At 45.1% G+C, this 25,486-nt stretch carries 14 protein-coding genes; 7 read left to right on the forward strand and 7 right to left on the reverse strand.

What is annotated here, in order from left to right:
- Positions 1 to 183: hypothetical protein (locus QUA00_RS16025; protein WP_333410203.1), on the forward strand; the 183-nt coding region annotated here is incomplete at its 5' end.
- A gap of 22 nt (positions 184 to 205) precedes the next feature.
- On the opposite strand, the gene QUA00_RS16030 is transcribed toward QUA00_RS16025, so the two are convergent.
- Positions 206 to 1,498, reverse strand: coding sequence for an endonuclease/exonuclease/phosphatase family protein (locus QUA00_RS16030; protein WP_333306683.1), 1,293 nt, complete (start codon positions 1,496 to 1,498; stop codon positions 206 to 208).
- A gap of 118 nt (positions 1,499 to 1,616) precedes the next feature.
- Positions 1,617 to 2,003: an SMU1112c/YaeR family gloxylase I-like metalloprotein gene (gloA2, locus tag QUA00_RS16035; protein ID WP_333410204.1), complete on the reverse strand. Its 387-nt coding sequence runs from the start codon at positions 2,001 to 2,003 to the stop codon at positions 1,617 to 1,619.
- Positions 2,004 to 2,314: 311 nt separating this feature from the next.
- Here gloA2 and ilvC point away from each other — a divergent pair, with 311 nt between their 5' ends.
- Positions 2,315 to 3,364, forward strand: coding sequence for a ketol-acid reductoisomerase (gene ilvC / locus QUA00_RS16040; RefSeq protein WP_333103730.1), 1,050 nt, complete (start codon positions 2,315 to 2,317; stop codon positions 3,362 to 3,364).
- A gap of 936 nt (positions 3,365 to 4,300) precedes the next feature.
- On the opposite strand, the gene QUA00_RS16045 is transcribed toward ilvC, so the two are convergent.
- Entirely contained in the window at positions 4,301 to 5,959 is a 1,659-nt protein-coding gene (locus tag QUA00_RS16045; RefSeq protein WP_333140467.1) for an alpha/beta hydrolase, read from the reverse strand.
- Positions 5,960 to 6,361: 402 nt separating this feature from the next.
- Here QUA00_RS16045 and QUA00_RS16050 point away from each other — a divergent pair, with 402 nt between their 5' ends.
- The gene (locus QUA00_RS16050; RefSeq protein WP_333140469.1) at positions 6,362 to 11,920 is read left to right on the forward strand and encodes an AAA family ATPase; all 5,559 of its coding nucleotides are present in this window, start codon (positions 6,362 to 6,364) and stop codon (positions 11,918 to 11,920) included.
- 61 nt (positions 11,921 to 11,981) lie between these two features.
- On the opposite strand, the gene QUA00_RS16055 is transcribed toward QUA00_RS16050, so the two are convergent.
- The 3 genes from QUA00_RS16055 to QUA00_RS16065 form a co-directional block, all read right to left on the reverse strand.
- Positions 11,982 to 13,985: a cation:proton antiporter domain-containing protein gene (locus tag QUA00_RS16055; RefSeq protein ID WP_333410205.1), complete on the reverse strand. Its 2,004-nt coding sequence runs from the start codon at positions 13,983 to 13,985 to the stop codon at positions 11,982 to 11,984.
- 747 nt (positions 13,986 to 14,732) lie between these two features.
- On the reverse strand, positions 14,733 to 17,468 hold the full coding sequence (locus QUA00_RS16060; RefSeq protein ID WP_333410206.1) for an NHL repeat-containing protein: 2,736 nt from the start codon (positions 17,466 to 17,468) through the stop codon (positions 14,733 to 14,735).
- A gap of 311 nt (positions 17,469 to 17,779) precedes the next feature.
- Positions 17,780 to 19,177 carry an amidase gene (locus tag QUA00_RS16065; RefSeq protein WP_333306677.1) on the reverse strand — a complete coding sequence of 466 codons (1,398 nt, stop codon included), beginning with the start codon at positions 19,175 to 19,177 and terminating at the stop codon, positions 17,780 to 17,782.
- 306 nt (positions 19,178 to 19,483) lie between these two features.
- On the opposite strand from QUA00_RS16065, the gene QUA00_RS16070 reads away from it, so the two are divergent.
- A complete protein-coding gene (locus QUA00_RS16070; RefSeq protein WP_333410215.1) occupies positions 19,484 to 20,752 on the forward strand; it encodes a type IV pilus twitching motility protein PilT in 1,269 nt (422 codons plus the stop codon).
- 68 nt (positions 20,753 to 20,820) lie between these two features.
- Complete coding sequence (locus QUA00_RS16075) at positions 20,821 to 21,621, forward strand: circadian clock KaiB family protein (RefSeq protein WP_333410207.1); 801 nt, start codon at positions 20,821 to 20,823, stop codon at positions 21,619 to 21,621.
- 587 nt (positions 21,622 to 22,208) lie between these two features.
- Here QUA00_RS16075 and QUA00_RS16080 read toward each other — a convergent pair.
- Positions 22,209 to 23,849 (reverse strand): thioredoxin-like domain-containing protein, encoded by a 1,641-nt coding sequence (locus QUA00_RS16080; RefSeq protein ID WP_333140480.1) that lies wholly within the window; start codon positions 23,847 to 23,849, stop codon positions 22,209 to 22,211.
- A gap of 283 nt (positions 23,850 to 24,132) precedes the next feature.
- On the opposite strand from QUA00_RS16080, the gene QUA00_RS16085 reads away from it, so the two are divergent.
- Together QUA00_RS16085 and QUA00_RS16090 are read left to right on the forward strand one after the other, a co-directional pair.
- Complete coding sequence (locus tag QUA00_RS16085) at positions 24,133 to 24,849, forward strand: hypothetical protein (protein ID WP_333410208.1); 717 nt, start codon at positions 24,133 to 24,135, stop codon at positions 24,847 to 24,849.
- 103 nt (positions 24,850 to 24,952) lie between these two features.
- The gene (locus tag QUA00_RS16090; RefSeq protein WP_333410209.1) at positions 24,953 to 25,432 is read left to right on the forward strand and encodes a DUF2726 domain-containing protein; all 480 of its coding nucleotides are present in this window, start codon (positions 24,953 to 24,955) and stop codon (positions 25,430 to 25,432) included.
- Positions 25,433 to 25,486 lie beyond the last annotated feature (54 nt).

Genomic DNA, 25,486 nt, shown 5'->3' on the forward strand with positions numbered 1-25,486 from the left:
TCCGGCCTGTGCCACAAAAATTCAGTTTTATTGTGGGAAGAACAGGCTTTCCGGCCTGTGCCACAAAAATTCAGTTTTATTGTGGGAAGAACAGGCTTTCCGGCCTGTGCCACAAAAATTCAGTTTGATTGTGGAACGGGCATCTTGCCCGTTCCTAAAAATAATGAAAGATCCAATTTCTAATCAGTCACTGCTTTAACTTCCTTCAAATGACCAAATCTGTAATTAACGGCAAATGATCCGAACCGACATTGCGGCCAGTACGAATCTTCAAAACACCGATTTCTTTGCTGACTAGAAAGTGATCGATCGGAATATAAGCCAGCGGCATAAAAGTCGGCCAAGTTGGTAAAATGCCAAAGCCCGATCGCGCATTTCGCAAATTTCCAGTTTTTACCATATTTTTGTAGAATGGCGACCACATTGTGGTATTTAAATCCCCAACCACAATCAGCGGATTTTTTACTTGGGCTGCATACTCGCCGATGCCTGCTAGCTGTTTATTGCGATCGATAAAACTCTCCTGTTTGACTGGCACTGTCGGATGAGCAAGAATCAGAGAAATCATTTGACCTTGAAATTTAACATCCGCAAACAAGCTCTTTCTTCGATTTGAAAAAGCTTTAACAGAGGAATTTTCTAAAGGCAGCTTGCTGTATATTGCACTGCCAAATCTCTCAGATTCTTGCTGGGTAGAAGAGTAAGGAAAAATCTCGCTTAAAACCGATAATTCTTTTGCCCAAGTTGAGTTGACTTCTACAAAAACCGCGATATCAGGTTGTTCTGCTTGAACCAGCGAGATCACCTCAGAATATCGCCGATTACTCCTTAAAACATTTGAATGCAAAATCCGCAAGTTGTGTCCGGGCGTTGCTCCTGCAAATGCTGGCGCTGGAAAATACCAAGGAACAATTTCCGCCAAATTAATGATAATGCAAAATGCGCTCACCAGCCACCATATTTTTTTTGAGCGCACGAGAGCGAAGAATATAAAAGTAGAGAAACCAACCAGCAGATATTGTAGTTTAAAATGAGAACTCAATTCAAAAAAAATGTTGAATTCTCCCAGATAACCGACTATTGACAATACGGTATTTACAGTTGCTGCGATAATAAACCATTTTAAAATTACGTACTTCAAACTAAGGTTTTTGTTGGGTATGCTGTGCATCACCGCCCATTTGAGCTTGATTTTGAGGTCGTTGGTAATCAGCAATTTATCAATTTCTGTTACCAGTTGTTCTTCCTGTCCCAACACTCGCCGCTTTTGATAAAATCTCACCAGCAAGCTATCTACCACAAAATAACTAAAATAATTTGCAACAAATCCTACAAATACCAACACACCTAAACCGATCAGCATACCAAAGGAACCGCCGACTTTAACCAAACCCGACCAAACGGCTGCGTCACCTGTTTTCCCTGTAGCTGCTATGGCTATAAATAGCATTAAAGCAGGCAATCCGATCGTGATTGTGTTTCTGATGATATAGTCCATTATACAATGTTAGGTTTTAGATTTTAGATTTTAGATTGGGAATGAATCATGCAGTTTTTAGGGCAATGCACACCCCACATATTGACTTAAGAGCGACTTTACAAAATCGGGATAATCCTTAAATTTCATAGATTTCTAAGGGTAAGTTGTCGGGATCTCTGAAAAATGTAAACCGTTTTTCTGTAATCTCGTCAAGGCGAATGTTTTCTACTTCTACTTGTTGGGATTTTAAGTAAGCAACTGATGCTTCTATGTCCTCAACTGCAAAAGCTAAATGCCGCAAACCGCAAGCTTCAGGATTGTTAACTCTTTCAGGAGGATGGGTAAATGAGAAAAGCTCGATGGTGTCGCCATTTCCGACTCGCAAATCTAGTTTGTAAGAATTCCTCTCGGTTCGGAAAGTTTCTTTGATAATGGAGCATCCCAATACTTCTACATAAAATTTCTTCGATACTTCGTAATCCGAACAAATAATCGCCACATGATGTATTGCTTTTATTTTCATTTTAAAAAAGTTAGTTAGTTGCGTTTTTCTGAGATGTTACACCATTCTCAATAAGCTTTTTATGAACAGGCTTTTCGGCCTGTTCCACAACAAAATTCACTCTTTGTGGAACAGGCCGAAAAGCCTGTTAAGCGAGAATGGTGCAAGATGTGAGGTTTTTCCAAAAGCACAGCACGCTATTGACAATTATATTTGACGATCGCAGACTCTGCGAGAAACCCTGCTAAATTCAGGGCGAGATCCTTTTATTTTCCCCCGCCCAAATCTTAATCTGAAAAATTTCTGCAAAAAAAGTACCCTACTTTGATAAAATGAGAGTTTTGCAGTCAATCACCCAATTTGCATCTCAGGAGACAAGCACTATGGCCCGTATGTATTACGACACCGACGCGAACCTAGACCTCTTAGCCAACAAAACTGTGGCTATCATCGGCTACGGTTCCCAAGGACACGCCCACGCCCTTAACCTCAAAGACAGTGGCATGAATGTCGTTGTCGGTTTGTATCCCGGTAGCAAATCTGCAGCCAAAGCAACCGACGCGGGTTTAACAGTTCACCCGGTAGACAAAGCAGCCGCCGCTGCTGACTTCATCATGATTTTATTGCCCGATGAAGTTCAAAAAACTATTTACAAAGAACAAATCGAACCGAACCTTTCTGAAGGAAATGTTTTAGCATTTGCTCACGGTTTTAACATTCACTTCGGCCAAGTTGTTCCCCCTGCCAATGTAGACGTAGTAATGGTTGCCCCCAAAGGCCCCGGACACTTGGTGCGACGGACTTACGAACAAGGGGAAGGTGTTCCGAGTTTGTTTGCAGTATATCAAGATGCTTCCGGTCAAGCGCGCGATCGGGCAATGGCCTATGCTAAAGGTATCGGCGGCACCAGAGCCGGCATCCTTGAAACCACTTTCCGCGAAGAAACAGAAACCGATCTTTTTGGCGAACAAGTAGTTTTGTGCGGCGGTTTGAGCGCCTTAATTAAAGCTGGATTTGAAACTTTAGTTAACGCCGGATACCAACCGGAATTAGCTTATTTTGAATGTTTGCACGAAGTTAAACTTATCGTTGACTTAGTAGTAGAAGGAGGCCTCGCCAAAATGCGCGACAGCATCTCCAATACCGCAGAATACGGCGATTTAACTCGCGGCCCCCGCATCGTCACGGATCAAACCCGCGCCGAAATGCGTAAAATTCTCAGCGAAATTCAATCCGGTCAATTTGCCCGCGAATTCGTTCTCGAAAACCAAGCCGGCAAACCGGGCTTTACCTCCATGCGCCGTCAGGAAGCAGAACATCCTATTGAAGAAGTTGGTAAAGATTTGCGAGCTATGTTTAGCTGGTTGAAAAAGCAGGCTTAATCAATTTTAGATTTTAGATTTTAGATTTTAGATGGGAGGACAAATCTAAAACAGTCCTGGACGCCTAACCTCTATCTGTAGGGTGTGCAATGCACACCTTACCGATGGGAAAATCTCAAATCTCAAGTTTAATCGATTACAGATTAGAGATGGGATAAAAAATCTAAAATCTAAAATCCAAAATCTAAAATCGTCATGTTTGGTTGTGCTTCGCTTAACCCAACCTACAAGAAAATGGCTAAGTATTGTTAGAGAAACCGGGTTTCTCGCTGGTAGATCAAAACTATCGACTCGGGCTAGGACTTTTTTGCAATTTCTCAATATCCTGTTGCCTTTTCTCGTTGAAATCTCTCGGCCTCAACCAATCTGGCCACAACCCGACGAAGAACTTTCGACTGGCCACGCTAGTATCTCTTACAGGTTTGGGGAGAAAAGTTAAAGTGTCACCGTAAAGGGTAAACAGGGCTGCCAACAGAAGCAATAGCGGGATAAGATTTTTTTTAGGCATCGCAGTTGGGGAGTAGAGTTTGTGAAAGCGCTTGGTTATATTTTGCCCCTGCACGGACAAAAAATATCAGAAACAGCTTAAGAAGAAAAATAGACCTCAGCAATCTCGGACGCGGCCGTGCCGTTTCCCTACCCCAAAATCATCAATCTTCTTCGATGAAAGATGTAACCATCGCCCGATTAATTGTAGGAAAACGGCACGGCGCGGTGTCCTGACTGTGGGTAATATCAATTCCGATGTCACCGGATTTGATATTATATCATGTCCGATCGATTGACCATAATATCCCGGCCGGGGCGGGTTTTTGAGATTGTCAATTATTGGCAGATATTGTTGGTGAACCCGCCCCTACCTAATTTCGGGTAATTGACCAGAGATCATATTAGTTAATGACTAATCACTAATCACTAATCACTAATCACTAATCACTACTTATTCCTTTGAATAAAAGTTTGCACGACTGTATTAATTTCCGGGGAAATTTCTGTTACTAGCCGCACCGGGATTGCCGATGTAGAAGCAAATTGCGCGTATTCTGGTGTTAGAAAGACGGCATATTTGTCAGCTTCGGCAGTTAGTTGAGCGGCGGTAGCCAAACTTACAGCTTTAATATAATTGCGTATGCTAACAGCTTGGTCGCCGACAAGTTCATCGCCGGTAATTTCTGTGCTGGGTCGGCGAACTTGGTTTAAAGTTGTACTCGGATCTTTGACGCTTAAGTGGGTTGCTCCTACAAAACCGACTAGCCATTTAGGAGATGGAATTTTCGGAAAGCCGGCAATTTGTTCGGCTAAGGCGGGAGTGGTTTTGTCGGCAGAAGATGCTACTATTAATGTGGGAATCTTAATTTTACTTAAGCCCGTTTCTCCAAATAATAATGATGCGATCGGATTCATGGCGATCGCCCTTTTAATCCTCCCATCCCGCAATTGATACCGTTCTTCGGGCAATCCGGCCGCGGCGCACTGAATGCCTTCGCCTAAGCTGAACCCAATCAAGTCCCCTTGACACCTTTGTTTGAGTCCGCTCAATTGCAGTTCGGCGCCGGCCACGGACAAGGCTGTAGCGCCGCCGAAGGAATAGCCAATTATTATCGATCGGTCGATCGCAATTTTCCCCTGCAAGTTATCATCAGTTTGGTTCAATTTTGTCAGTTCGTCGAGTACAAAACTGATGTCTTTGGGACGGTCTAAAAACTCTTGAGGAGCTAGCAACGGACACTTCCCCGCCATCGCAGCATTGGTGTTCGTCTCGTTGCTGCCCGGATGTTCTAAAGCTGCTACCACATAGCCGTGAGACGCCAAATGCTCGGCTAAATAGCGCAAATCCGTGCGGACGGAACCCAAGCCGTGAGAAAAGACGATCGTCGGTTTGTCGGCTGTCGCAGCTCTCGACCAATACACATCAACCGGAATAGGTCGATTGCGGGCGCTATCGTTCAAATCTAGCGCCCGTACCTGCACGACATTAGGGCCTGGCTGGGTTGGATCGAAAGGCAGCTTAAACGCGGGTTTAACCGCTGCTAACTGAGGTGCGATCGCCGCCATAAAGCGCTGAGTTTGCCAAAAACTTACGTTCATATTTCCCAAAACAGCGAAAGCTCGATCGAGATCCACCACCACCCGCGAGCTCGGATAAGATTCAATGAAACTCAATATAGATAAGCCTTCCGGTGCTTTTGCTCCCTGCACCAGAGCGGATCGCAGCGCTTCCACACCCCCACCGTCGCGCCTGGGTATGACAGTAGTCAAATCCGTCAGGATGCCAGTGCCGATGCCCGTATTTAGCAAGTTGCTCAGGCCGACTACATTTAGGGGAATTTTCGCTTGCAGCGCCCGAAAAATTTTACTCCGCTGTTCCTCAGACAGGAGATTGGCGTATGCTTGCAGTTTGGCGGGGACTTTTCCTGTTTCTGCGAGTTCGCGCAAATCCGCAACCGATATTGACGATTCTAAAATACCTTTGCGGATAACAACCGTTTCTGCCGCTTTTACAGAGGATGTCGCGTCGCTGAAAGTGCCGATCGAAATCGAACCCAAAATACTCGCCACCGAAGAAAACCATCTGAAATTTGGTCTGATGCTCATTTTTACGTTATTGAACTAGAGGGGGTATATCACCATATTCTCAAAATTCTCCCAGATACTGAGAAATTATCTCGATCGGGGTGCCAAAGGCTTTGCCTTTGGTATATTTAATTGCATATCGATAATGCTTCTATTGCCTACTTACAGTTAAATCTAGACTTCGAGAACTTATTAGCCATAATTGTCAAGCAAAGATGGTCATTTCGCTTAAGGTACTAAGGGGAACTGCGGTTGACATAATATTTTGTGTTAACTATAATAAGCAACTAAACCCTATCCTATCGTTTCCGCCGAAATCGGAATCATAATTTTTCGAGTGCAGTGCCAGCGTCCCGCTCGCATCATATCGTTGCCGCAGGCATGAGAAAAAATATACTTACCTCAGCTATCAACATGATTTCAATGAATACCTTGACACTTCCCGACTACCAAATCAGCGCCCCTATCTCCGACGGCTTGAATACCTGCATTTACCGAGGCATTAGAGAATTAGACGAACAACCAGTCATCATCAAAATCCTCAAGGCAGAATTTCCCACCCTCGAACAAATTACCCGCTTAAAAAACGAATATAAAATTACTCAGCATTTACAGGTAGAAAGCATCGTCAAATCCTACAGTCTCGAAACATATCAAAACCGTCTCGCCCTGATTTTAGAAGACTTTGGCGGCAACTCACTCAGCAAAATAATCTCAACAAAACTCAACTTAACAGCATTTTTAAACATTGGCATTCAACTAGCATCAGCACTAAACTCGCTGCATCAAAACAGTATCATCCACAAAGACATAAAACCATCCAACATTATCATCAACCAGGAAACAGGAACTGTCAAACTTACCGACTTCAGCGTCGCTTCCCGGCTGAGCAAAGAAAACCCCCAAATTAACAGTACCAACTTAGTTGAGGGTACGATCGCCTATATGTCTCCCGAACAAACCGGGAGAATGAACCGCACCTTAGATTATCGCAGCGATTTCTATTCCCTCGGCGTCACATTTTACGAAATGCTGACAGGCAAATTGCCGTTTAACAGCAGCGATATTTTAGAACTCGTGCACTGTCACATTGCTAAACATCCCGCGCCGCCTTGTGAATGCAGAACAAATCAAGAAAATGGTGATGAAATTCCGCAAGTTGTTTCTGATATTGTGATGAAGCTTTTGGCGAAAAATGCCGAAGATAGGTATCAGACTGCCGAGGGGATAAAGGCAGATTTAGAAAAGTGTTTGAATAGTTGGCAGACAACTGGAGAAATTGTTTATTTTGTACCGGGACAGTTGGATCGATCGGGACAACTGTCAATACCTCAAAAACTCTACGGGCGAGAAGCCCAAGTCGATCACCTGCTTGCTGCTTTTGAAAGAGTAGGGACACCGCATTGCCGTCTCCTTACGGGTGACGGTGAAAATGTAGGGATACGGCACTGCCGTCTCCCTACGGATGACGGGCGAAGCGAAATAGTCCTAGTTTCCGGTTATTCGGGAATTGGCAAAACCGCTATTGTTAATGAAGTTCACAAGCCAATTGTCCGGCAGCGCGGCTATTTTATCAATGGCAAATTTGACCAATTTAAGCGCAACATTCCTTATGCAGCTTTGATTCAAGCTTTCCAGTCATTAATCGGGCAGTTGCTGACTGAAAGTAGCGAAAAATTGCAAGCTTGGCGCGAAAAATTGTCGGCTGCTTTGGGTGCAAACGGTGCAGTAATTGCTGACGTGATTCCTGACATTGAGCTAATTATTGGCAAACAGCCGGAAGTGCCGCAACTGGGGCCTGCCGAATCTCAAAATCGCTTTAATCGAGTTTTCCGAGAGTTTATCGGCGTCTTTACTCGTGCAGAACATCCGCTGGTACTCTTTTTAGACGATCTGCAGTGGGCGGATTCGGCATCGCTGAATTTAATGCAATTGTTGGTTGGCGATTCGGAAAGTCAATACTTGCTTTTGATCGGTGCTTATCGGGATAATGAAGTTAGTCCGACTCATCCGCTAATGCAGGCGATCGAGCAAATTGAAAAAACGGGCACTCCCGTTCATCATATCGTCTTGCAACCGCTGGATTTTGCGAATGTCTGCGAATTAATCGCCGATACCCTCACCGTTAACGACAAGGTGCAATTGCTGGCTGAGTTAATCTTTCACAAAACGGGCGGCAATCCTTTTTTTATCACGCAGCTTTTGCAAGCACTTTATCAAGAAAATCTGTTAAAATTTGAATTTAGCAGCGGCCATTGGCAGTGGAGTTTAGCGGAAATTCAGGCGATCGGCATTACTGATAAAAGTGTCGTGGAACTGGTAGCCAGCCGCATCGAAAAACTGCCAGAAACAACGCAGCAAATGTTAAAATTGGCGGCTTGTATTGGCGATACATTCAGCCTCGATGTCTTGTCAATTGTCAGCGAACAATCCCCGGCGCGAGCAGCTAGCGAACTCTGGGCGGCACTGCAAACTGGATTGGTTCTCCCGTTGAGCAATGCTTACAAGATTCCGCTGGTTGGAGGCTGGGGATCGGAGAATTTGCGATCGGGGCGGGCCGGGGGGCACAGCCCCTACGAGCAATCGAAGATTTCCTACAAATTCCTGCACGACAGAGTGCAGCAAGCAGCTTATTCTCTGATTCCCGACGGCGAAAAGCAAGCAACGCACTTAAAAATCGGTCAACTGCTGCTAGACAATACTCCCGCCTCCGAGATTGAAGAAAATGTTTTTGATATTGTCAACCAACTGAATGTCGGCGTTGAATTCCTCGCAGAAAAAACAGAAAAACATCAACTGGCCAAACTGAATCTGATCGCTGGGAAAAAAGCTAAAGCATCTAATGCTTACGAAGCTGCTGTCAGATATTTGAATGTCGGTTTGGGACTCATCAACCCCCTTGGCGTGGGAAGTGTAGGGGGGTCAAGTTGGGAGACTGATTATGACTTGACGCTGAACCTGCACGTAGAAGCAGCGGAAGCGGAATATCTCAATACTAACTTTGGGCGATCGCAAGAATTAGCTGATGCCGTTTTGCAACAAGCTACAAACCTGCTCGATCGAGTTAAAGTCTACGAACTGCAAATCCAGTCTTATTTGTCTCAAAACCAGATGATAGAAGCCATCGATACTGGTTTAAGAGCTTTGGGAATGTTGGGAAATTCCCTATCTGAAATCCCCCGAGAGGGTTTGGGTGGAATTAAGTTACCTCAGCTTGATGAAATCGAAAAATTTCCGGTAATGACTGATGACTATGAGTTAGCCACAATGCGGATAATCTCGGCTGTTCTTTCTCCTATTTTTATTGCAAAATTAGAACTATTGCCACAAATTATCTTCACCATGGTCAATTTTTCTATGGAACGGGGTAATTCAGCACTTGGGGCGATCGCCTATAGTTGGTACGGCTTGCTGCTGGCTGGGGTATTCGGAGAGATAGAGGCTGGATATCATTCGGGAAAGCTAGCTTTGAAGCTATTAGACCAATTCAATTCTAAACAACTTAAATGCCAGGTTTATACCACATTTAACGCTTTTATCCGGCACTGGAAAGAACATACCAGAGAGACGATTTTACCTTTAAAAGAGGCGATGCAAAGCGGCTTAGAAACAGGAGATTTAACTTATAGCATTTATGCTGGTTACAACATTTTTACAGGTGCCTTTTTGATGGGAGAACCGCTAAACACTGTCGAACAAAAACAATTGCAATGCTTGATTTTAGCACGGCAACTAAAACAAGAACATTCGATAGACTTAGTTGAAACATGGGGACAGCTTCTTTTGAACTTACAACAAAACTCCGCCAATCAATTTCATGTGGTCGATGAAAAATTTAATGAACAAGAAATGTTGCCGCGACTTAAAAAAACCCATAACAACCTGGGAATTTTTAATTTTTATCTTGGTAAAATGCTGAGTTATTACTTATTTAAACAATCCGAAAAAGCAGTTGCCAACGCATCTTTAGCTGCCGGATATGCACAAGTAGTAATTGGCTTTGCGATCGTCGTCACGCACAATTTTTACTATTCCCTGGCCCTCCTCGCTGTGTATCCAACTGCTGGCAGTGCAGCACAAGAAAAACACTTGATGCAAGTAGCAGCAAATCAGGAAGAAATGCAGAAATGGGCGCACCACGCCCCCATGAATTACCAGCACAAATACGATTTGGTAGAGGCAGAAAAAGCGCGTGTTTTCGGTAAAAATTGGGAAGCAGCAGATTATTATGACAAAGCCATTCAAGGAGCCAAAGAGCAGGGATACATCCAAGAACAAGCACTCGCCAACGAACTTGCAGCCGAGTTTTATTTGTCTTGCAACAAAGACAAAATCGCTCAAGTCTATCTCACAGAATCTTACTACGGTTACATCCGCTGGGGAGCGATCGCGAAAGTCAAAGATTTAGAAGCCAGATATCCCCAATTAGTCGCCCAAACCCTCAACCGAGAAACCAAAACCCGCGATTTAACCGTCACCGCCACCACCACAACCACCAACAGCAATTTTAGCAATGCCTTAGATATCGGCACATTCATCAAAGCATCTCAAGCTATTACCAGCGAAATTTTCCTGGATAAATTGCTCGCCCGTTTAATCAAAATTTTTTTAGAAAATGCCGCCGCTCAAAAAGCAGTGCTGATGCTCTACAAAGATGACAATCTTTTGATACAAGCAGCTTGTACGGCAGAGCAAAATCAAGCCGCCGTCTTGCAATCCCTTTTAGTTGAAATTAGTCAAGATTTGCCCGTCTCGATTGTAAACTATGTTGCGAGAACTCAAAAAGACTTGGTTTTAAACAATGCAGCCTCAGACGGCTTGTTTACCGCCGATCCGTATGTTGTCAGCCGTCAGCCCAAGTCAATTATTTGCAATCCAGTCATTTATCAGGGCCAACTCACAGGCATTCTTTACCTGGAAAACAACTTAGCAGCGGGTGCATTTTCTCCCGAAAGATTGGAAGTTTTAAAGTTGCTCACTTCTCAAGTTGCGATCGCCCTCGAAAATGCCCGACTCTACGGGAAAGAACAAGAAAAATCCCAGCAGCTAGAACAATATTTGCACAAATTGCAGCAAACCCAAGCTCAACTCGTGCACACGGAAAAAATCTCAAGTTTGGGGCAGTTGGTAGCAGGAGTTGCTCACGAAGTCAATAACCCCGTTGGCTTTATTTCCGGCAATCTCCACCACGCTAACGATTACGTACAAGACTTGATTTCCATTGTCAATCTTTACCAGCAGCACTATCCGCAGCCGGTGCCGGCAATTGCAGAAGCCGCAGAAGAAGTTGAACTCGATTATCTCATGGAAGATTTGCCTAAAATGCTGGGTTCCATGCAGCTAGGAACCGATCGCATCCGCGATATCATGCAATCATTGCGGAACTTCTCGCGCATTGACGGCACCGAGAAAAAACCCGCCGACATTCACGCAGGTATCGACAGCACGTTGATGATTTTGCAGCACCGCTTGAAAGCTAAACCCGAACGTCCAGCAATTCAAGTGATTAAAGAATACGGATCTTTGCCGGAGGTTGAGTGTTACAGCGGACAACTCAATCAGGTGTTTATGAACTTGCTCGGAAATGCGATCGATGCTTTGGATGAATCCAACGGCGAGCGCACTTACGCTGAGATTGAACGCGCTCCCAATACTATCACAATTTGCACCGAAGTCAAGGAAGGTTCGGCAACGGATTATGTAACGGATGTAACGGATGTTAGGAAGGAAGAAGTAGGAAGAGGAAGAAAAATCGAGAGTTTTGCGGTGATTCGGATTAAGGATAATGGGCCTGGGATGCCTGAATCAACGCGGTGTAAACTGTTCGATCCGTTTTTTACAACTAAACCAGAGGGTAAAGGTACTGGATTGGGATTATCGATTAGCTATCAAATTGTTGTCGAAAAACACGGCGGGGCGATCGAGTGTATTTCGGAACCGGGAAAAGGTACCCAATTTGCGATCGCAATTCCGTTGGATTAGGATTAAATCTTAACAGCAGATCAATGCAGATTCATAACGTAATCTGCGGTTCAAATATTCCTCAAGATACAGGAAAATAAACAACAAGCATCGAAATATTTTGGTGAGTCCGGGCGATCGCTTCCGGTTCTTTGAGAGTTCCTGGTTTTTCCCACAAATTCTGTTGTTGAGAAATGGTTGTTAAAATCAGCAAATCGTGTTCTAACAAATTCTGCGAAACTAGCTTGATAAAATTTCCCCGCACCCGATTTACTGGTATCTCAGAGAGAATTTCCACCTCCGCCGCACTTTGGTTGCTTTGTTCCCGTTTTGTCGCCACCAACAACACTTGCAAACTCGCCTTAAGTTCCTCGGCCAAACTCTTAGCAATACCCACGGTTTCCTGAAATCCAAACCGAGTCAACTCGCTGTCAGTTACCGCCAAAATAACTCTGGCTGTATTCTGGAGAGGATCGGGAAATCGAGCAATCAGTACGGGTACGGGCGATCGCCTTACCACATTGTCAATGATGCTGCCAAAAAAATTGTCGCGAGTCGTGGAAAATCCCTTCCAACCACAAACTATTAAACTAGCCTCGCGTTCGGTTGCACTCCGCAGAATTCCGCGATCGATCGCATCATCTATCCTCGCGATCGGTTCAACCGCACAAGCAGCCGCATGGGCCACAGTTTCCGCAGCCGTCAAAAGTTGAGTTTGCTGCATTTTATCTGCCGGTGAAATTGCTTCCCCGCGATCGGACAAAATATGCAGCGGCAGTAAAGTTCCGTGAGATGTTTTTGCTAAAATCAAAGCCAAACGCAGCAAATTATCTTCCGTATTCGGATTAGCAACAGGTACTAAAACTCGGTCTCCCCAGGAATGCTTTCCCGAAGTAGCAGCCGGCAAACTCGACCCCGGCTGCTGCATTTGTTGACCCCACCGAGCTACAATCCAAGGAGAAGCCACACAAGTTACTAAAATCATGGCAATGATGCCGTTCACCGTTACGCGATCGACCAATTTAATGTCAAAAGCAACCGTAATCGCCGCCAAAGTAGAAGCAGCTTGAGCAACAGAAAGACCGAACATTACCATAATGCTGGGAAACTCAAAACGAAATAATTTCCCCGGTAGCCAAGCTGCCAAAAACTTGCTCACCACTTCAGCTAAAATCATCACCGCAGCCACCAACAAAGACTGCGGCTGCTTTACCAAAATTAGCGGGTCAATTAACATCCCCACAGAAATCAGAAAAAACGGCACAAACAGCGTATTGCCAATAAACTCAATCCGATTCATCAGGGGACTCATTTTGGGAATAATTTGAGTAATGGCAATCCCCGATAAAAATGCACCAATAATTGCCTCAATTTCAATTAGTTCTGCTGCGTAAGAAACTAGAAATAGGGTTGCCAATACAAATATAAATTCTGCATTTTCGTCGTGTCCAAATTTCTTAAAGAACCAGCGACCGATTTTGGGAACGCCCCACAAAGTAGCAAAAGTGTAGATAGCAAGAGAGGGAATTAGAAACAGCCAAAATTCGATCGTGAGATTTCCTTTGAAAGCTTTAACAACAATTGCCAGCACCAACAGCCCCAACACATTCGTAATTAAAGTCCCGCCCAAAGTCGTAGTAATAGTCTGAGTTCGCATCAATCCCAATTTTGTGAGAATTGGCAGTGCTAAAAGGGTGTGCGTAGCAAAACAAGAAGCGACTAAAATTGCAGCCAGCCAGCTATATCCCAACAGCAACATCGCTGCTGTCCCCAATATCATCGGTAGCGAAAAAGTAGCCAGCCCAAATATGACAGCTTTGTCCGCATTGAGTTTGAGGTCGTCGAGGCTAGTTTCCAGTCCCGCTAGGAACATCAAAAACAGCAATCCTACAGTACCTAACAAAACAATAGTAGCGTCTCGTTGCAGCAAATTGAGACCGTTGGGCCCGACAATTACGCCAGCAATAATTAAACCGACTATTCCCGGTAGTCGCAAGCGCTCAAATACCAGCGGCGCGAGTAGCATGATTGCTAAAAGAACTAGAAAAACGGGAACGGGAGCGGTAATCGGGCCGGAAGTTAACATGAATTTCACCCTAAATATTGGCAGCGAACTGCTACCATATTTAAAAGGAAATAATCAAAATATCTATCAATCTAAAGAGGTATTATCAATATTTTACAGCGTAATTCTTAATAAGTAGGACTGGGCGGGAGAAACCCGGTTTCTTGGTAAAATATGGGTTTGATGACTAGAAATTGAGTGCTTCACGAACTCCGATAAAAAAACTATCTTTTTCAGTCGGGGAGGCACAAAAACCCGGTTATACCAATTTAATGTGAAGTTGCACATATCTCGATCCCCCTAAATCCGCCTGATTGTTGGGGAGTAGGGGTTGACTTAGAGAAGAATCTTGTCCCCCCCTTAGTAGGGGCGGTGCGACCCCTACTCCCCGTGCCCGCCCTCTTGGCTAGGGGGGATCGGATTCTATGCAACCTCATAAAAAATTGGTATTAAGAATCAAAATAACAGGTTGTGAGCGACTTTAACGCCGAAACCGGGTTTTTTATCCTATTTGCGTCCACAACTATTTAGGTATCAAATGCAGGGGGACACAGATATATATCCCAAGATGGACTTTGGCATACTCGGTCTAATTCAGAAACCCGGTTTCTTAAAAAAACCGGGTTTTTCACCACAACAGACAATTTAAATGGGTTAGTCTTGGACGCGAAAAAACCGGGTTTCTACGCAACTTACTTAACCGTACCCTTACGGTAGCTAAGTATGTATTTCTTGTCAAGATTTTTCCATCTAATTTTCAATGATAGGCTAAGCGAGCGACACAATGCTAGCTCGCTCGTAAGGCAATCTGTTTGTAGGCAAAACCTCCAGATTAATTTGCAACGAATCCAAAGCCGGATTTTCGGCTAGCAGCTTTTGCGTCAAACTCTTATTAAGAATTTCCCAGAAATCCGTTTCATTGGGATAATTAGTCAAGAAACTGTCGATGCTTTTGTAAATCGGCACAAAGTCTGGATACTCATCCTGCGTAATTCCTGGTTTGTACTGATATTTGACATCCATATTGAGGTTATTCAAACCCTGGTGATCGATCGAGTAATTAGGAATCTTGAAATCCCATGCTTCGCCTAATTTACCATCTTGAGTGCGAGTAACGGTACTGCTGCGATCGTAAGGCAATCGGTTCGTCGGTAAAACATCCAAATTAAGCGTCACCGACGAAATTGCCGGATTGTCAGCAAGCACTTTTTGGGTCAGATTTTTGTTGACAATTTCCCAAAAATCTGTTTCGTTCGGGTAGTTAACTAAAAGATTGTCAATGCTCTTGTAAATCGGCACAAAATCAGGATACTGATAATTTTGAATCCCGTCTTTGTACTGATAATTTACATCAATATTAAGGTTGTTTAACCCTTGATGATTAATTGGGTAATTTGCCAATGTAAAATTCCATTTCTGCGTCAGTTGAGCATCGGACGGAAAGAAAGCAATTCCTATTGGACGCTGTAGCTTGCTGTCGGGAGGGACAAAAATAGAACTGTTACTCGATCCAGGATTTCCCGATATTGGCAGCGGTTCGTCAGTCTTGCCATTATACCGCAAAACAGCGCCGGCACCGTTAGCATTAGCGCGGTTGTCAAAGCCCACTACAAACAAATTGCCGATCGGCGAAAAGGCCAAACTACCTACATAATTGCTACTGGGGGAAGTATCAGTATAATTGGTAGATAAAACCTTGACCAATTCCCCACTTTTTAAATTGTAGCGCCTGATATCGTTAGCAAAATCGCTGACATAAAGGTCGCCGTCAGCGGGCCCGATTGCCATTCCCAAAAGACTTGCAAATCCCTGACTCCGAGGCGAAGGATCGGGCGAAGCAAAGATACTTGACTGCCGGGTTTGCGGGTTGTAACGCAGCACCTGACTGGGGAAACCTGCGCTAAAATCTGGTTGACCATTGCGAGCAACACTCCCCTGCGTTGTCACGTACAAATTGCCGTCAGGAGCAAACAGTAAACCGTTCGGGCCATTCAATCCTCCCGCTTGCTGATTTCCCGAAGCAAATACATCAATAAACTGTCCTGTTTTGCCGTTATATCGGAGAATTTGGTCACTCAAAAAACTGCTGACATAAAAATTACCGTCAGGGCCAAAAGCTAAACCGTAAGGGCGAAACAATCCGCCAGTTTCATCGACCGCCGTGTTCGGATTATCGCCGACAAACTTGTCAATAAATGCGCCAGTAATTCCGTCATACCGCAATACCGCAGATGCTGTCGGTTCTCCCGAATTTCCGGGCTTGTCGCCGCTAGTAACGTAAATGTCCGACTGATCATCGCCATTGCCATCGGGCCCAAAAACGATCGTATCTGGATTGGACAAACCGCCGCTTCCCGGTGAAATAAATTCGCCTAGAAAATTGCCGGTATTGCCGTCAAACCGAAGTACATTATTTCCCCGGCTATTGCCCACTAGGAAAGTTCCTTGAGGATTGCTGGGTTGAGTGCGAGTAACTTTGCTGGTGCGGTTGTAGGGCAAGGTTTGGCTTGGCAGAACGTTGAAATCTATCTTAATTGCCGCCAATTCAGGATTTTCGTTGAGGATATTTTGAGTCAAGTTTTTATTGACAACTTCCCAAAAATCAGTTTCGTTCGGATATGTGGTGAAAAAGTTATCAATGCTCTTGTATATTGGCACAAAATCGGGATATTCATTGGGAGCGATTTCCGGCTTGTACTGGTAATCTATATCGAGATTCAGCTTGTTCAATCCTTGGTGATTGATTGCGTAGTCTTTGACGGAAAAATTCCAATCTTCTGTGATTTTGCCCGATTGACTGCGGAAAACTGTACTGGCGCGATCGTAGGGCAATCTCTCTGTTGGCAAAACTTCCAGTTGAATCGTAACATCTGTCAGTACCGGATTTTCATTAAGCACCTTTTCCGTCAAATTTTTGTTAACAATTTCCCAAAAATCTGTTTCGTTCGGGTAGTTAACTAGGAAATTATCAATACTTTGGTAAATGGGAACAAAATCTGGATATTCGTTCGGGGTAATTCCCGGTTTTAACCCGTAACCAACTTTGAGGTTGAGGGTGTTTAAACCTTGGTGTTCGATGGTGTAATCTTTAAAATTGAAAGCCCAGTTTTCATCAGGAAATAGGGAAGAAGTTTGGGATAGGGAGAGTTCACCAACAGGTAAAGCCATCCCTGTCAGTTCGTCTATCTCACCTTGAGTGGAGGTAGCGGTCGGGGATTTGAGACTACTATCAACTTTAATATTTTCGCCTCCTGACGATTGGAGACCGTCGGTGAATGCACCAAAAAGGTCGATCGCACTACCAGCCGCAGCAGCCACCCAATCTAGTTTTTCAGTCAAATCGTAGCGGGTATTAAATAAACCATTGGTATCGCCGACGGCACTTTGGCTGACCCGATTTAAGCGATCGAACTTACTGTCAAATAAGTCTAGTATTTCCGCTGAAACACCCGCAACATTTCCCGGAATCGGATTTTCTGGAAACCGTCCTGCTGTGTTAAACATAACCTATTTTTTTAGATACACCCGCCATCGGGAATTAATTTGAAAAAATTATACCCTCTTTTCCAAACACGTCAAGTACCTTAAGAAGTTTTTTATATTTTTTTACCCAAATTAAACCTGAAATTTGTCCCCTTTCTCAATCCTATCGTTGGCCGTTGCATCAATATTGTTCAAATGTCAAACAGATTGTTCAAATGTCAAACAGTCAATAGAAATTTATGCGAAAAACCGGATTTCTAGTTCCCCGCACACAGATCCTGATGTGGCATACTCCTAAAAAAGGGAAACGTGCTTTTATCCCTGGCTCTTGTCTATTTAAAATCTAAAACCGGGAAAGGTTTCGCCGCTTCCATCTGCGCCGCTAAAGCAATTAAAGTTGCTTCCGCCGCAGGCCGCCCGATAATTTGAATTCCCACGGGCAAACCGTTGTTATCTAAGATGGCAGGAAGTGCGATCGCAGGCAAACCGCTAGCATTAAACGGCGGACAAGGAGCTACCCAATTAATAATGCGCTGCAAAGTTTCTTCAAAACTCAAATCCGCCCACTCCCCAACCCGGATTGGCGAGTGCATATAAGTTGGCAAAACTAACACATCAAATTTTTCAAAGAATCCCACAATCCGCCGTGAAATCACCTGCATTTGATTCACCGCCCGCAAATATTCCCCAGCCGAAATAGTTCTTTCTAACAGCCAGCGATTCATCGGTTCCAAAGCAGGGCCTGGAATGCCACTTGCAGCCGCCCCCGACTGCCAAATTGCGATAAACGGTTCGATTAAACCCGTAAAATCCGGGCATCCAGGTTCGACATCATGACCCAAATCTGTCAATAATTTTACTGTTTCGAGTACCGCTTGCTGACAGATAGGCGCAGCCTCGCCCACAGGGGAAATAGTCGTAGAAAACGCAATTCGCAATTTGCCCTGCTGTTGACGGGAAGCCTCTAGAAAAGTCGGATTTGAATCTGGTAGCCAGTACGGATCGCCTGTGGTGTAGCCTGACATCACATCCAAAAGTGCGGCGGCGTCAGCTACAGTGCGCGCCAGTGGGCCGTTGGCCGAAATGCCGCTGAGGTAATCTCCGACAGGTGCCCAGGAAACTCGCCCCCGCGACGGTTTAATGCCCACTAAACCGCAGCAGGAAGCTGGGCCTCGAATCGAACCGCCACCGTCTGAACCTTGGGCGATCGCACACAAACCCGCTGCTACAGCCGCCGCTGAGCCACCGCTGGAACCTCCGGGTGTATAGTCTAAATTCCAGGGATTGCGGGCGGGTGGGAAACCTTCGGGTTCGGTGTAAGGCAATGAGCCAATTTGAGAGGTTGCTGTTTTCCCCAGAATGTTAAATCCTGCTGCTTTGATCCGCCATACTACTGACTCATCGTAGGCAGAGATGTTACCCAGCAAAGCCTGAGTGCCGTATGTACACGGAACGCCGGTAACTGGTGTCAAGTCTTTAATGGCGATCGGCACTCCGAAAAAAGGTGGCAATTCCTGTGGCTTGTTTAACCCAGCTAGTTTTTCGGTTTGAGATTTAGCTAGGGCGATCGCCCGCTCGGCCGTTACAGTAAAATAACTGCCCAGCTCAGGGTTTAATCGCTCAATGCGTTCCAAGTAGAGATTGACAATTTCTAAAGGCGACACTTCCAGGGTGCGGATCGACTCCGCCAACGAGAGAGCTGGAGTAAAAGCCCGATCGACAGAATTCATCCGTTTAAGTCCTTAATATTTGGATAAAGTATCAATTTATACTGCGTGGCTGCGGAAAACTCTTTTCCTTAACAAAAATTCTCCCAAAAAGTAGAAAATCCATATTTGCTCCTAGGGCCAGAGCGATCGCATCCTCCAATTGGCAGAATATTTCCTTAGTAGTGCAGCATTATGACCCCCTCTTAGGATAGACTTAGTACAACAGTTAAGCTTTTGTGCAAGACGCGCACAATGGCGATCGGCATTGTCCAACTTCCACAAATCATCTGTTCGAGTCAGCCTTCTCACCAACTTAAGGTAGCGCATATGACACAACAGCATCCGCCAGCTCCTCGCCCGCCCGTACCCGGAGCTCCCCCACCCCCAGGAATGCCCCGCCCTCCTGCTCCTGGGATGCCCCCCAGAGCAGCAGGAATGCCACCAGCACCGCCTCCCGCACCAGCACCAGCAGCGCCACCCGCACCAGCGCCGCAATCCTTCGCCACACCTAAAGGCCAGAGTTCTAGCAGCGGCGGATCTCCGACTTTGAAAGAGCTAGTCATGCGAGCCAAAGAAGAAGGAGTATCCGACCTTCACCTCGGAGTAAACGAAGTTCCCCGCTTCCGCACGCGGGGCGAGATTGCCGACATCGGCTATCCACCGACGGATTTAGATACGTTTTTTGGCTGGTTGCGCGAGTGCATGAGCGATGAAGAAATTGAAATTTTCCAAAAAACCCTAGACTTTGACGGCGCTTTCGACTTCGGGTTCGTCCGCATTCGGATCAGTTGCATGGACTCCTTGGCCGGCCCGGCGATGGTACTGCGACTAATTCCTGCCAAAATCTTGACAATGGAGGAATTGAAACTGCCGGAGGTATTTAGGAAAATATGTGGCTACCACAAAGGGCTGATTTTGGTGACAGGCCCGACAGGTTCGGGTAAGTCTACCACGTTGGCCGCGATGATCGACTACATCAATAAGAATAAAGCCTACAATATCATCACGATCGAAGACCCGGTAGAATTCGTACACGAAAGCAAAAAATCCTTGATTAAGCACCGGGAAGTCGGCAGGCACACCCTCAAGTTTATGAGCGCTCTCAAAGGCGCTCTGCGACAAGACCCGGATATGCTGCTAGTAGGAGAAATTCGGGACAGAGAGACGGTGGAAATCGCCCTCAAAGCCTCTCAAACCGGTCACTTAGTTGCAGGAACCCTGCACACGAACAGTGCGGTTAAGACCCTGAACCGGATTCTTGATATGTTCGGGGCGGAAGAACAGGATGCCATACGGGTTTCAATTTCCGAATCCCTAGTGGCGATTATTGCTCAACTGCTGTGCAAAACCACAGACGGAAAGCGGGCTGCTTTCCACGACGTTATGATCAATACCGACGTGGTTAAGGAATACATTCTGAAGGGCCAGAATGAGGAAATCAATCAAATCATGATCAAAGATACTTATGAAGGCATGACGACGATGAATAAGTCGCTCTACGGCCTTTATCAAGAAGGTCGGATTACTGAAGAACTTTGTGTAGAGAACTCGCCGTTCCCGAACGAAATGGCTCAGATGCTCCGAGGTCGAGTCTAAAGGTCGAGTGTTAACAGTTAGCAGTTAAAAGTTAACTGTTAACTGTTAACTTTTATTGGTGTACTGAATTGAAAGTCGATCGCCCTATTTTGCCAGAAATTTTCAAAGGCATTGCGCTGTTTACACCAGGGGGAGACTTAATCTATTGCATAGACCCCCGCAAGCAAACTCGGTGGCATTTGCAGTTGTGCGTAGCTCTACAGGAGATTCTCGGTTTGTCGGAACCGCCGCATTTTCTGATACCTTGCTACACAGCAACCGTTGACTCTTGGCTCGATCCAGGCGATAGGCAGGTGCGGCTTGCTGCCGAGGCTTACCCCCCCGTGCTCCGACATCAAACACTGCTGAACGCCATTTTTGGGACTGGCGACTTAGTGTGGCATCCCCGCAGCGAAGAAATGTGCGAACCGATGGCAATCGCTACTTATCACGAACAATTCCCCGAACTTTGGGAAAATCACGACTTAGTTGTACAGTATGCCAGCCCCGAAGCTCGATCGGACTGGAGCAGTTCGATAGTAACTCCCTTGGGCTTTCCGCAATCGCAGCAGACTCGGCTTCCCAAACCAACAGCACTCACCCCACCGCCACAAACTCAAGGGTACGTTTTGCGTCTGTTTGTTTCCGGCAGCAACCCCAGCACCGAACGCACCCTCGAAACTTTACATCAGTTCTTAGAGAAATGCCTCGATCGTCCCTACACTTTAAAAGTAATTGATGTTTTGAAACATCCAGACCAAGCTGAGGCAGATCAGATTTCAGCAACTCCTACTTTGATTAAAATCTGGCCGAAACCCGTGCGACGAATTGTCGGCGAATTGAACGATAATGAAAAAATAGTGCGGCTGCTGAGCTATGCGGAATTTTAGATTTGGGCGAGGATTTTTGCGATTATTTAATACGGGCGATCGCGCAATACAGTTCAGTTAACACTGTTAATTCCCCGGAGATCCCCCTCGCATCCCCCTGATTGTTGGGGGACGCAAGAGCAACTTCTTGTCCCCCCCTTCGTAGGGGCGGTGCCAAGAGTGCCCGCCCTCTTGGCTTGGCTAGGGGGGATCAGTCTTATCTGAACCGTATTGGGCGATCGCGGGTTAACTCACCATTGAATTAACAGCATAAGACTTATGCACGATTGTTTAGAAACCGGGTTTTTTTACGAAAAGACCTGTTGTAGGCCGCAGATTCGGTGAAAAACCCGGTTTCTCCGTCGCCATGCGACTGGGGCAGTCCTGGACGCACGAGACCAAAAAAACCCGGTTTCTCTTTGTGGCGATCGAGCGTATATGACCAAATTACCTGAAGAAACCTGGTTTTTGCGTCCATGACTGTTAGGTTAACTTACTTGGCTTGAAAATTGTGGTAAGGTGCGCCGAAGAGCACCCTACTTTACCACAATATTTCTGGCAATCACGAGAATTGAGAACCGTGCCTGAAGTAAAAAAGGTCGATCGACTTAATCAGGAAGACAAACATCCGGGGCGCACAAACTGGGGAAATCCAAAGTTGTGACTTCCAGCGTATCCAACTCAACTCTTCGGATTACATGATTGTTCGTATCAGCAACAAACAAATGAGGCCCGATCGCACTCAACCCTGAAGGTTCAAAAAATCGAGCCTTGAGACCTTTAGCATCAACCAAACCTGCTGTACCATCTCCAATCATTGTTCTGCACGTACCGCCCCGGTGGTCGATCCGCTTAATTTTGTGATTGTAAGTATCAGCAACCCAGAGGTAATTTTGAGCGTATTCAACACCTAAACAGTGCTGTAACCTTACCTCCTCAGCGCGACCATCTTTATCCCCAAAACCAAACAATTCACCGCTACCGCAGACTGTACGCACCTTCGGGTCTTCATCAATACCCACAGCGCGAATCGAACTAATTTCGCTGTCAGCAACAAACAACTCCGATCGATCGGTAGACAACCCGCTGGGCTGAGAAAAAGCAGATTCTGCAAGACTTCCGTCAACACAGGATTCTCGGCCAATACCTGCATAAGTGCCGATCGTGCCAGTGTCTAACTGCATTTCCCAAATTTGATGGGAACCCGCCATTGCAATAAAAAGTCTATTTCCAACTCTTTCTAAATCCCAAGGCGAATTCAATTGCGTTTCTAAACCCTTGCCGCTGCGGGGGGAAATTTCGTGACTTTGTTCGCCGGTACCAGCAACAGTTTCTACCCGTTGAGTCGTAAAATCAATCTTTCTGAGAGCATGATTTTCCGTATCAGCAACATATAGAATTTGACTTTCTGCATCAAAAGCCATACCTTGAGGTGCATAAAACTCAGCCTCTTCAAAGTTCCCATCAGTTAAACCCGGTTTACCGCTACCGATAACGTGCAGCACCTCACCTTCGAGGGTGCTGACAACAATCCTATTGTGGCCGGAATCGGCAATAAATAAGCAAGAACCCACTAAGTTTTGGATGACTGAATTAGCAGGCCCCGGCAATACAGTTTCATCTACAGATTCATTTTCCTGACTCATTTCGCCCAAAAGCGCGCCCTGTTGGTGAAGCTGTTTTGCCTCCGTTGCAGCGATCGCAAATGCCAGCACTTTACCGGGAAAAGCCAGCGGTGTTGATACAGGTTTGCGCTGTTTTTCTAAGGTAAAACGCAGTTGTTTAAAGTTGAGTGCATTTTTATCTTTGTATTCAGCAATTAACTTGCCAACTAACTCGTCAAGTGCTTCTCTATTGCCTTCGCCCGAAACAAAGCCAACGACATAACTTTCAGGATCGATCACCATTAAAGTCGGCCAAGCGCGAACCGCGTAGCTTTGCCAAACTTTCATGCCGCTGTCAACGATTACAGGATGTTCGATATCGTAGCGGAGGATAGCTTGGCGGATGTTTTCTACTTCTTTTTCGTTTTCAAATTTAGCCGAGTGAACGCCGATAACCGTGAGGGAATCTTTATATTTTTGTTCGAGGTATTTTAAGTCGGGCAGGACGTGCAAGCAGTTGATGCAGCAGTACGTCCAGAAGTCGAGAAGGACGACGCGCCCTTTTAAGGATTCAATGGATAAAGGTTTTTCGGTGTTTAACCAGGGGTAGTTTCCGGGGAATTCTGGTGCTCTGACGCGAGGCATGGCATCTCCTGGGTAGGATGTGAATAATTTTTTTACTTCTTTAATTTAGCGGGAAGTTTCGCGGCATGGGGAAAAAGGGAGGTTAAGGAAACCGCCGAGGGTGCAGAAGGCGCTGAGAAGGAGAAGGGAGGGAAGATGCCCAACCGTCGTTATTGCGTATAAATACTTAAGGAATCCATCGTTTAGACAAATCCAGGAATCTTAGCCAAGATACTTGACATCTTGGGCTGGCAGGTTTAATCTATTTCTAGGAACCTTAGCCAAGATTTTTAGGAAGTGGTCAATGTCAAAGATCATCTACGATCTCATCCAGCGCTTTGAGGTAGAAAATGGAGTCCCTCGCCTGATTTCAACCAAAATTGAGGTCATTGAAGGCGGAGAGGATTTGATATCGCTAGCTACCCGTTTGCTGAAGCAACTTGGTTTCTACGAAAAGTTTGAGGAGAAACGAACATCTCAATATGTAGGATACAGACTTAAGAATCCTGGAAAAGGAGATAAACGTTATCAACTTATTTTAGGTCAGCGGAAAGAGGGTTTATGTATTTCTATTCCTGAAGAAGTTTTAGAACCATATCTTTTGCAACTGAAGTCTCACACATATATCGAAGAGGAACTAACCGTAGGTTACATTCTAAAAGGAATTTTTTGGGTATTACCAAGCAAGAAAAGTTTATTTTTAGAGTCACTTCACCCTAACTATTGGTCTCTTTTCGAGGAAGGTGAAATAGTAGGCGATTTTTATTTGAATAAGTTAATAGATGAAGATGGATATGGATATGGAACTGTGTTACCCAGCAGAATTTTAGATGAATTTAACCCCAATACTTTGAGCGACCCCGAGAGCTATCTGGTTCTCAGTCAAGATAAACTTTTTCCTTACACATTCCAAGTATGTATTAGTTATAGTTCTATTTTAGAAGAGTTTTTGGGTTATTTTGTAAAAATTATATTAGATTATGAAGCGGCTGTAGTTAGCAGCAAAACACAGCGAAATTAGTCGGACTTTGGAAACTAACTTTTAGGATTTTGATGAAGCAGATGAGGAACCTGGGGTTTCTCATAGAACTACAAATCATTAACTTGATACTGGAGCAAAACTAATGTCTGTAAAAGCCAAAAGACTTGTCAACTCTTACGAAGAAAGAATGCTTGAGTTTCTTCATACCTGTGTAGACAACAACTATAAAATCCATACACAGGTTAGCTTGTCCCAAATTTGCGAACAAGTCAGCAACCTTGACTGGGAACTCAAAAAGTTTTTATTTAGCCCCAGTGCTGTGGATGCTCTAATCACAGACTTGAACTACAATCCTTGCCTAGTAGTAGAGTTTCAGTCTCAATACCACGATAGCCCAGAAGCGAGAGAGCGCGATCGCAAAAAAGCCACTTTACTTGAGTTTGCCAAAGTTCCCTTAATTTACTCGCGGGTAAAAGACTGTGGTTTGTTATATCTCTCCTCTCAAGATGAAGAAGTAGTTTACAATTTATACACAGGACAAAGCAGGGAAAATGCCCAAGCGCTAATCAGGCAATATTGCCAGGAATCAGTCGCGCCTCAACTTCAGCTTATAGCTTGGTAACAGAGCTTATTCGACTCTTGATTCTTCCCAAATCTACCGGGCGATTAGAAATCG

The sequence above is a fragment of the Microcoleus sp. T2B6 genome, assembly GCF_036700475.1.
In the GTDB taxonomy this organism is placed as follows: Bacteria; Cyanobacteriota; Cyanobacteriia; order Cyanobacteriales; family Microcoleaceae; genus Microcoleus.